The sequence below is a fragment of the Streptomyces boncukensis genome (genome assembly GCF_011045075.1).
Taxonomy (GTDB): domain Bacteria; phylum Actinomycetota; class Actinomycetes; order Streptomycetales; family Streptomycetaceae; genus Streptomyces; species Streptomyces boncukensis.
Map to the genome: position 1 here is coordinate 1 of NZ_JAAKZZ010000277.1, position 9,848 is coordinate 9,848.

The following is a 9,848-nucleotide window of genomic DNA, read 5'->3' on the forward strand; positions in this document are numbered from 1 at the left end:
GGACGGGGCATGACCGGTCGCAGGGCTCAGCTCGCGGCGAATCTCGCCCGGGTGGAGGAGCGCATCGAGAGCGCTTGTGTCGCGGCGGGGCGTAAGCGCGCGGACGTCACTCTGGTAGTCGTAACCAAGACCTACCCGGCGAGTGATGTCCGGCTGCTGGCGGAGCTGGGGGTGCGGCACGTCGCGGAGAACCGCGACCAGGACGCGGCGCCCAAGGCGGCCGAGTGCGCCGACGCGCCGCTGACGTGGCACTTCGTGGGCCAGTTGCAGACGAACAAGGCCCGCTCCGTGGCGGGTTACGCGGATGTCGTGCACTCCGTGGACCGGCCGCGGCTGGTGACGGCGCTCTCCGCCGCCGCCCAGCGGGCCGGGCGCGAGCTGGGCTGTCTGATCCAGGTGGCCTTTGACGCCGAGTCAGGCCGGCTCGGCGAGCGGGGCGGTGCGGCCCCGGAGGCGGTGCCGGAGCTGGCGCGCGCGGTGGCCGGCGCCGAAGGGCTCCGGCTCGGCGGTGTGATGACGGTCGCACCGCTGGCGGGGCCATACGCTGGGCATCCTGGGGAGGCGTTCGAGCGGCTGCGGGAAATCTCAACCCGCCTGCGCGCTGCGCATCCTGCTGCCAACATGGTCTCGGCAGGGATGAGCTCGGATCTCGAAGAGGCGGTGCGGGCCGGTGCGACACATGTGCGCGTGGGCAGCGCGGTCCTGGGAGACCGACCCCGGCTCGGGTAACGTCGCCAAGCAAGTCGGACCACAGCACACAATATGGTCATTTCCGCCAGGAAAATCTGAGCGGAGGGACTGCGTGGATCCTAGGCCACCGGTGAAGGTGACGGAGCCGATCCACCACAGAGCGGAGGACGCAGAGAATGGCCGGCGCGATGCGCAAGATGGCGGTCTACCTCGGCCTCGTGGAGGACGATGGGTACGACGGCCGGGGTTTCGACCCCGACGACGAGTTCGAGCCCGAGCCGGAGCCCGAACGGGACCGCAGGCGGTACCAGACCGATCAGTCACACCACTCCCTGCCCAAGACCGAACCCGAAGAGCCGCCCCGGGTGCTCAACCCGCCCGCGCAGCGGGAGCGCGAGCCGGCACCGGCCCCGGCGGTCGTGTCAGAAACCGGACGAGCCGGGAGAATTGCTCCGGTGTCATCCATCACACCTGAACGCCAGAACCTGGAGAAGAGCGCGCCGGTGATCATGCCGAAGGTCGTGTCCGAGCGGGAGCCGTACCGGATCACCACGCTGCACCCCCGGACCTACAACGAGGCCCGTACCATCGGGGAACACTTCCGTGAGGGCACCCCGGTGATCATGAACTTGACCGAGATGGACGACACGGACGCGAAGCGACTTGTCGACTTTGCGGCCGGTTTGGTCTTCGGTCTGCACGGGAGTATTGAGCGGGTGACGCAGAAGGTGTTCCTGCTGTCTCCTGCTAACGTCGACGTGACGGCGGAGGACAAGGCCCGCATCGCAGAGGGCGGGTTCTTCAACCAGAGCTGAGACGACAGGATCAAGGCAACGGGCCGCGAGGCCGCACGAGGACCAAGGGGAGAGGGACGCGTAGATGAGCACCGCACTGGACGTGGTCCAAATCGCGCTGTACTGCTTCCTGCTCGTGCTGATCTTCCGACTGGTGATGGACTACGTCTTCCAGTTCGCCCGGTCATGGCAACCCGGCAAGGCGATGGTGGTCGTTCTGGAGGCCACCTACACTGTCACTGATCCGCCACTCAAGCTCCTGCGGCGGTTCATCCCGCCGCTGCGCTTCGGGGGCGTGGCGCTCGACCTGTCCTTCTTCGTGCTCATGATCATCGTTTACATCCTGATCAGCATCGTAGCCAGGCTGTGAACGATCCATATGGTCTTGCCGATATGCCGATGACTTACGTTGAGGTGAAGAGATGCCACTGACCCCCGAGGACGTGCGGAACAAGCAGTTCACGACCGTCCGCCTCCGAGAGGGCTACGACGAGGACGAGGTCGACGCCTTCCTCGATGAGGTCGAGGCCGAGCTGACCCGCCTGTTGCGCGAGAACGAGGACCTGCGGGCCAAGCTGGCCGCAGCGACGCGCGCCGCCGCGCAGAACCAACAGCAGGGCGGCATGCGAAAGCCTCCTGAACCTCAGGATCAGCAGCGCCCAGGGGGGCAACCCGTGCCCGCCGCCATATCCGGACCGCAGCCGGTTCCGCCCGGCCAGCAGGTCCCCCCCGGCCAGCAGGTGCCGCCCGGTCAGCAGGGCGGGCCCGGCGGCCCGATGGGCGGCCTGCCGCAGCTCCCCGGCGGCCAGCCGCAGCTGCCCTCGGCCCCCGGTGGTCCGCAGGGTCCGGGCCCGCAGGGTCCGGGTCCGCAGCAGCAGGGTGGCCCGATGGGTCCTGGTGGTCCGCAGGGCCCAGGGCCGCAGCAGCAGGGTGGTCCGATGGGACCTGGTGGTCCGCAGGGCCCAGGGCCGCAGCAGCAGGGTGGTCCGATGGGTCCCGGTGGTCCGCAGGGTCCGGGTCCGCAGCAGCAGGGTGGTCCGATGGGACCTGGTGGTCCGCAGGGTCCAGGGCCGCAGGGCGGCCCGCCGCAGATGCCCGGCGCCGGCGGCGGCCAGGGCAACGACAGTGCGGCGCGCGTGCTGTCGCTCGCGCAGCAGACCGCCGACCAGGCCATCGCCGAGGCCCGCTCCGAGGCCAACAAGATCGTGGGCGAGGCCCGCAGCCGCGCCGAGGGCCTGGAGCGGGATGCCCGCGCCAAGGCCGACGCGCTGGAGCGGGACGCGCAGGAGAAGCACCGGGTCGCGATGGGCTCCCTGGAGTCCGCGCGCGCCACGCTGGAGCGCAAGGTCGAGGATCTGCGCGGCTTCGAACGCGAGTACCGCACCCGGCTGAAGTCGTATCTGGAGAGCCAGCTGCGCCAGCTGGAGAACCAGGCCGACGACTCGCTGGCCCCGCCGCGCACCCCGGCCACCGCCTCGCTGCCGCCGTCGCCCTCGATGGCGTCGGCCGGTGCGGGCGCGCCCGCCGGTGCGGCCACCGCGACCAGCGGCGGCGGCTCGCTGGGCGGCCATCAGTCCATGGGCGGCCCCCCCTCCATGGGGAACGGCACCGGAGTCGGCGCGCCCGCCGGGGCCGGTGCGGGTGCCCCCGCGGGCGCCCCGGCCGGCGGCCCCGGTGGGCCAGGTCCGCAGCACACGCAGGGCGGTGCCGGCCCGTCGTACGGCGGGCAGCAGCAGATGCAGCCCGCGATGACGCAGCCGATGGCTCCCGTGCGGCCGCAGGGCGGGCCCGCGCCCGCGCAGGCGCCCTCTCCGATGCGGGGCTTCCTCATCGACGAGGACGACAGCTGAGTCCAGCACTTTGATATGACGGGCCGGGCCCGAGAGCGAGACGACCTCTCCGCTCTCGGGCCCGGCCCGTTGTGCGGCTCAGACCCGCTTCAGGCTGAAGGCCAGCGACAGGGCCTCGTCCGTGAAGGGGGCGTCCCCCTCCGGCGCGCCCTCCTCGTACGACGCGGCCAGCACCTCCTCCGTGATGAGGGAGGCGTGTTCCGCGAGCGACCGGGCGACCTCCGGGTCCTGGGAGCTCCACCGCAGCGCGATCCGGTCGGCGACGTCCAGCCCCGAGTTCTTCCGGGCCTCCTGGATGAGGCGGATCGCGTCCCGCGCCAGGCCCGCGCGCCGCAGCTCGGGGGTGATCTCCAGATCCAGGGCGACCGTCGCGCCCGAGTCGGAGGCGACCGACCAGCCCTCGCGGGGGGTCTCGGTGATGATGACCTCCTCCGGGGTGAGGGCGACCGGCGCACCGTCCACCTCGACCGTGGCAGCGCCCTGGCGGAGGGCCACCGACAGCTCGGCCGCCTCCGCCGCCGCGATGGCCTGGGCCACCTTCTGGGTCTCCTTGCCGAACCGGCGGCCCAGCGCCCGGAAGTTGCCCTTGGCCGTGGTGTCCACCAGGGAGCCGCCGACATCGGAGAGGGAGGCCAGCTCCGAGACGTTCAGCTCCTCCGTGATCTGGCTGCGCAGATCGGGGGAGAGGGTCTCGAAGCCCTGGGCGGCGATCAGCGCGCGGGAGAGCGGCTGCCGGGTCTTGACGCCGGACTCGGCCCGCGTCGCGCGGCCCAGCTCGACCAGCCGGCGGACCAGCAGCATGTCCTGGGACAGCTCGGGGTCGATCCGGCCGAGGTCGGCCTCCGGCCAGTCCGCGAGGTGCACCGAGTCGGGGGCGCCGGGCGTCACGGGGAGGACCAGGTCCTGCCAGACCCGCTCGGTGATGAACGGGGTGACGGGCGCCATCAGCTTGGTGACCGTCTCGATCACCTCGTGCAGGGTGCGCAGCGCGGCCGGGTCGCCCTGCCAGAACCGGCGGCGGGAGCGGCGTACGTACCAGTTGGACAGGTCGTCGACGAAGGTGGACAGCAGTTTGCCCGCGCGCTGGGTGTCGTAGCCGTCCAGGGCGAGGGTCACCTGGTCGATCAGGGCGTGCAGCTCGCTCAGCAGCCAGCGGTCCAGCAGCGGACGCTTGTTCGGCGCCGGGTCGGTGTCGGCGGGGGCCCAGCCGGAGGTACGGGCGTAGAGGGCCTGGAAGGCGACCGTGTTCCAGTACGTCAGGAGGGTCTTGCGGACGACCTCCTGGATGGTGTTGTGCCCCACCCGGCGCGCCGCCCAGGGCGAGCCGCCCGCTGCCATGAACCAGCGCACGGCGTCCGCGCCGTGCCGCTCCATGAGCGCGATGGGCTCCAGGATGTTGCCGAGGTGCTTGGACATCTTGCGGCCGTCCTCGGCCAGGATGTGCCCGAGGCAGACCACGTTCTCGTACGACGATCTGTCGAAGACGAGGGTGCCGACGGCCATCAGGGTGTAGAACCAGCCGCGGGTCTGGTCGATGGCCTCGGAGATGAACTGCGCCGGATAGCGCTTCTCGAACAGCTCCTTGTTCCGGTACGGGTAGCCCCACTGGGCGAAGGGCATCGAGCCCGAGTCGTACCACGCGTCGATGACCTCGGGGACGCGGTGGGCCTCCAGCGCGCAGCCCGGCTCGGGACAGGGGAAGACGACCGCGTCGATGTACGGCCGGTGCGGGTCCAGCCCTGACTGGTCGGTGCCGGTGAGCTCGGTCAGCTCGGCCAGCGAGCCGACGCAGGTGAGGTGGTTCTCGGAGCAGCGCCAGATGGGCAGCGGGGTGCCCCAGTAGCGGTTGCGGCTCAGGGCCCAGTCGACGTTGTTGGTGAGCCAGTCGCCGAAGCGGCCGTGCTTGACGGAGTCCGGGAACCAGTTGGTGGCCTCGTTCTCCCGCAGCAGGGCCTCCTTGACCTGCGTCGTGCGGATGTACCAGGAGGGCTGCGGGTAGTAGATCAGCGCGGTGTGGCAGCGCCAGCAGTGCGGATAGCTGTGCTCGTACGCCACATGCCGGAAGAGGATGCCGCGCGCGTCCATGTCGGCGACGAGGGCCTCGTCGGCCTTCTTGAAGAACTGGCCGCCGACCAGCGGGAGCTCCGGGTCGAAGGTGCCGTCGGAGCGGACGGGGACGATGGGCTTGATGCCGTTGTCCCTGGCCACCCGGAAGTCGTCCTCGCCGAAGGGCGCGAGGTGCACCATTCCGGTGCCGTCCTCGGTGGTGACATAGGTGTCGTTGACGACGAAGTGCGCCCCCGGGCTGTGCTGGCGGCTTCCCTCGCTGGCGCTCGGGCTGTGCTCGTTGCTTCCCTCGCTGGCGCTCGGGCTGTGCTCGTCGCTTCCCTCGCTGGCGCTCGGAAAGGCGACCAGCTCGAACGGACGCTGGTACGCCCAGCCGTTCATCTCGGCGCCCGTGAAGCGCTGCCCCGTCGGCTCCCAGCCCTCGCCGAGCGCCTTGTCGAGCAGCGGCTCGGCTACGACGATCCGGTCGGTGCCGTCCGTGGCGACGACGTACGTCACCTCCGGATGGACGGCCACCGCCAGGTTGGACACCAGGGTCCACGGGGTGGTCGTCCAGATCATCAGATCGGCCTCGCCGGCCAGCGGACCCGAGGTCAGCGGCATCCGTACGTAGACGGACGGATCGACGATCGTCTCGTACCCCTGCGCCAGCTCGTGGTCGGACAGGCCGGTGCCGCAGCGGGGGCACCAGGGGGCCACGCGGTGGTCCTCGACCAGCAGCCCCTTGGTGAAGATCTGCTTCAGCGACCACCAGACCGACTCGATGTACTCGGGGTTCATCGTGCGGTAGGCGTCGTCGAGGTCGACCCAGTACCCCATCCGGGTCGTCAGCTCGGCGAAGGCGTCGGTGTGCCGGGTCACCGAGGCGCGGCACCTGGCGTTGAACTCCGCGATGCCGTAGTCCTCGATGTCCTGCTTGCCGTTGAAGCCGAGCTCCTTCTCGACCGCCAGCTCGACCGGGAGGCCGTGGCAGTCCCAGCCGGCCTTGCGGGCGACGTGGTAGCCGCGCATGGTGCGGAAGCGGGGGAAGACGTCCTTGAAGACCCGGGCCTCGATGTGGTGTGCGCCCGGCATGCCGTTGGCGGTGGGCGGGCCCTCGTAGAACACCCACTCCGGGCGCCCCTCGGACTGCTCCAGACTGCGGGCGAACACCTTGCTCTCGCGCCAGAAGTCGAGCACCGCGCGCTCCAGCGCTGGCAGGTCGACCTGGGCGGGCACCTGGTTGTATTGCATCGTCGGGTCTTCCTCCGGCGGATGTGAGCCGTCTCTTCCGTCCGGAGGGACGAGGACGCCTGCCGGAACGGCGGCGGACCCGCGGTACCACCCTCCTTGGCGGCGGGCGACGCCCGCTGCCCCCTCATTGGGATGGCGCAGCCGGTTCTACTCGCTCCGGGGAGCTTTCCTCCGGCGGCTCCGGGGTGATCTTCACATCGCGCTCGCCCCCGGGCTCGCACCGTCCCCGGGTCGCTCCTGGCTGCGTACGGACGCTACTCGTCCCCTTCATCGCCTGTCGCCATCCCCAGTGTACGGGGCCGCGCGGGCGGCGGTGGAGCGGTTTTCGGGCCGCCGGGCGGGGCACAACGCTGGGAGACCGGCGTGCCCCGTTGCCGCGTGCTTGAAGTCGATTTATCGTTCCGGTCACGTTTCGCGAGCAAGATCACAAAATGTGAAGGGGCCGCGGTCATGGTGGCGAGAGAGTCCGCCGCGAAGAAGTCGGCAGCAGCGAAGAAGACCACGGCGAAGAAGACGACGGCCACGAAGGCCCCGGCCGGGAAGTCCGCGGCCGGGAAAGTCGTGACCAAGGCCCCGGCTGGGAAGACAGCGGCCAAGAAGAGCGCTGCGAAGAAGACCGCCGCGGCCAAGAAGGCGCCGGCGGCGAAGAAGGCCCCGGCGAAGAAGACGGCGGCGGCGAAGAAGACGGCGGCGGCCGGGGCGAAGAAGGCCGCGAAGCCCGCGGTGAAGAAGGCCGCGGCCGGGAAGGAGGCGGCACCGCGCGCGACGACGGCGGCCCGGAGGGCCGCCGCTGAGGCGAGAGAGTCCGCATCGGCGGCCAAGGCGGCCCCCGCCGAGCAGAGTGCCGAGGCCGCAGCGAAGACGACAGGAGCCAAGACGGTGGCTGCGAAGAAGACTCCGGCGGCGACGAAGGACGAGACGGTGCCCTCGGCACGTGGGGCCGAGGCGGCGTCCGCGGCGTACCCGGGTGAGCTGGCGGTCCGCCCCGGTGAGGATCCCTGGACCCCCGAGGAGGTCGCCGAGGCGCGGGAGGGGCTCAGGAGCGAGGTCGAGCGGCTGCGCACGGAGATCGCCTCCTCCCAGGAGGCGCTCACCGGGCTGATGCGGGACTCCGGGGACGGCTCCGGGGACGACGACGCCGACACCGGGACCAAGAACATCACGCGCGAGCACGAGATGGCGCTCGCCGCCAACGCGCGCGAGATGCTCTACCAGACCGAGCGCGCCCTGGAGCGGCTGGACGCGGGGACGTACGGCCTCTGCGAGAACTGCGGCAACCCCATCGGGAAGGCCAGGATGCAGGCGTTCCCCCGGGCCACGCTGTGCGTGGAGTGCAAGCAGCGGCAGGAGCGCCGCTGACCGTGGTCGTACGTGTGTGTCGTACCCTCAACACGTGACTGAGGTGGAGCAGCCCATCGAGACGCCGGACGAGGGTGCTGACGGTCGGACCGGCGAGGAGCCCGAGCGGCGGAAGCGGCGCATCCCCGTGCTGATCGCGGTGGCCTCCTTCGCCTTCGCACTGGACCTGGTCACCAAGCTGATCGTGGTGGCCAGGCTGGAGAACCACGCGCCGATCGAGGTCGCGGGGACGCTGCTGCAGCTGGACGTGATCCGCAACCCCGGAGCGGCCTTCGGTATCGGCGAGGCGCTGACCATTCTGCTGACGGGCATCGCCGTGGCGGTCGTCGTCGTCATCGCCCGTATCGCCCGCAAGCTCTACAGCCTGCCCTGGGCCATCGCGCTGGGCCTGCTGCTGGGCGGCGCGTGCGGCAACCTGGTCGACCGGATCTTCCGCTCGCCCGGGATCTTCCAGGGCGCGGTGGTGGACTTCATCGCGCCCCGGCACTTCGCCGTCTTCAACCTCGCGGACTCGGCCATTGTGTGCGGCGGCATCCTGATTGTGCTGCTGTCCTTCCGCGGGCTCGACCCGGACGGGAGCGTGCACCGGGACTAGGGCCCTGAGGGCCCTGGGCCGTGTCCGGCGGGTCCCGGTCCGGGACCCGTACCCGGAGACCGAACGCGCCGTCGGCGGCGCGGGTGACCTCCATGCGCACGCCGTTGTCGAAGGTGTGCCCCTCGCCGGGGCGGAACGGCGCGTCCGAGAGCTCGGCCAGCTCCGCCGGGAGCCGGTCGGCGCAGGACGGCCCGCCCAGGCTCCGCGGGCGGGAGTCGACGACGCGGACCGGCCCGAGCCCGGAGGGGACCCGCGAGCTGACCGAGTAGAGCAGCACGCCCTCCGTGCACAGGCCCCGGTCCAGGCCGGTCCGGGTGCGGGCCTCGGCGACGAGCGCCGTGTACCGGCCCGTGCGGACGACCGCGAGGCGTGCGCCGGGCGCGCCGATCGGGGTGAGCACGTGCTCGGTGGTGCCGGGCGCGACGACGCAGTCGACGCGGTGCGGGGGTATCCAGCCCAGCTTGGCCTTGTGCCAGCCCATCAGGTCGGAGATGCCCGCCATGCTCATGGTGTCCCAGCCGCCCGCGTACTCGACGGTGGCCCCCCTGCGGACGTTGTAGAGGTCGGGCAGGCCGTAGAGGTGGTTGGCCTCGTGGACGAAGTTGCCGCGCTGCCACAGCGGGGAGTCGCCCGCGCGGCCGAATATCAGGGCCGCGCCGTGTACCCGGGCGCGGCCCACCCGCAGTGTGCGGAAGGTGTGTGCCTGGGAGACGGTCGGGGCGGCCGGGACGTTGCTGTCGGCGACGACGTAGACCAGGTCGGCGTCCGCGGGCCGGGTGCCCTCGGCGGCGGCGGCGCGCAGTGCGTCCCGGACGTAGCGGCGCATCCGCTCGACGGGGGCGCCGCGTGCGATGCCGTACGCGGACCACGGGCGCGGCATCCGTATCCAGGTGCGGGTGGGCGTCAGGGTGAGGCGGTAGGTGCCGTAGGAGGCGCGCTTGAGGTAGGCGTCGCCGTAGCGGGAGAAGAAGGCGGCGCGTTCGGCGGCCGGGGTGACGGCGGGCAGATCGCTGAAGTCGACCATGACCATCGCGGCCCGCCGGTGCCCCTCGGGGCGTACGAAGCCGCGGCGTGCCGGGCCCTCGCCGGTGCCGCGGAGCGGTGCGGGGGCCAGCGTGCACGCGGCGGGGTCGGCCGGTTCCACGTCCTCGGCGGCGCCGCTGACGGGTGTCAGTGCGAGCCCGGCCGTGGCGAGGGCCGTGGCCGCGGCCAGCGTCGGCCTGCCGGCGGTCCGTCCGCGGCGGCGGGAGCGGCGGGGGG

Annotated in this window: 8 protein-coding genes; 6 read left to right on the forward strand and 2 right to left on the reverse strand. The window is 71.6% G+C overall.

Annotated features, from left to right (window positions below):
- Nucleotides 1–9 precede the first annotated feature (9 nt).
- The 4 genes from G5C65_RS23335 (at nt 10) to G5C65_RS23350 (ending at nt 3,334) form a co-directional block, all read left to right on the forward strand.
- Nucleotides 10–729 (forward strand): YggS family pyridoxal phosphate-dependent enzyme, encoded by a 720-nt coding sequence (locus G5C65_RS23335; RefSeq protein ID WP_165300879.1) that lies wholly within the window; start codon nt 10–12, stop codon nt 727–729.
- Between the two features lie 137 nt (nt 730–866).
- The gene (locus G5C65_RS23340) at nt 867–1,505 is read left to right on the forward strand and encodes a cell division protein SepF (protein WP_165300880.1); all 639 of its coding nucleotides are present in this window, start codon (nt 867–869) and stop codon (nt 1,503–1,505) included.
- 64 nt (nt 1,506–1,569) lie between these two features.
- Complete coding sequence (locus G5C65_RS23345) at nt 1,570–1,854, forward strand: YggT family protein (protein ID WP_165300881.1); 285 nt, start codon at nt 1,570–1,572, stop codon at nt 1,852–1,854.
- 52 nt (nt 1,855–1,906) lie between these two features.
- The gene (locus G5C65_RS23350) at nt 1,907–3,334 is read left to right on the forward strand and encodes a DivIVA domain-containing protein (protein ID WP_165300882.1); all 1,428 of its coding nucleotides are present in this window, start codon (nt 1,907–1,909) and stop codon (nt 3,332–3,334) included.
- Nucleotides 3,335–3,412: 78 nt separating this feature from the next.
- On the opposite strand, the gene ileS is transcribed toward G5C65_RS23350, so the two are convergent.
- Entirely contained in the window at nt 3,413–6,634 is a 3,222-nt protein-coding gene (gene ileS / locus G5C65_RS23355) for an isoleucine--tRNA ligase (protein ID WP_165300883.1), read from the reverse strand.
- A 450-nt stretch (nt 6,635–7,084) separates the two neighbouring features.
- On the opposite strand from ileS, the gene G5C65_RS23360 reads away from it, so the two are divergent.
- Together G5C65_RS23360 and lspA are read left to right on the forward strand one after the other, a co-directional pair.
- Nucleotides 7,085–7,993, forward strand: coding sequence for a TraR/DksA family transcriptional regulator (locus tag G5C65_RS23360; protein WP_165300884.1), 909 nt, complete (start codon nt 7,085–7,087; stop codon nt 7,991–7,993).
- Between the two features lie 34 nt (nt 7,994–8,027).
- Nucleotides 8,028–8,588, forward strand: coding sequence for a signal peptidase II (gene lspA / locus G5C65_RS23365; protein WP_420903352.1), 561 nt, complete (start codon nt 8,028–8,030; stop codon nt 8,586–8,588).
- Here lspA and G5C65_RS23370 read toward each other — a convergent pair.
- The coding region (locus G5C65_RS23370; protein WP_165300885.1) for a metallopeptidase domain-containing protein at nt 8,491–9,848 on the reverse strand (1,358 nt) is incomplete at its 5' end. The genes lspA and G5C65_RS23370 overlap by 98 nt on opposite strands.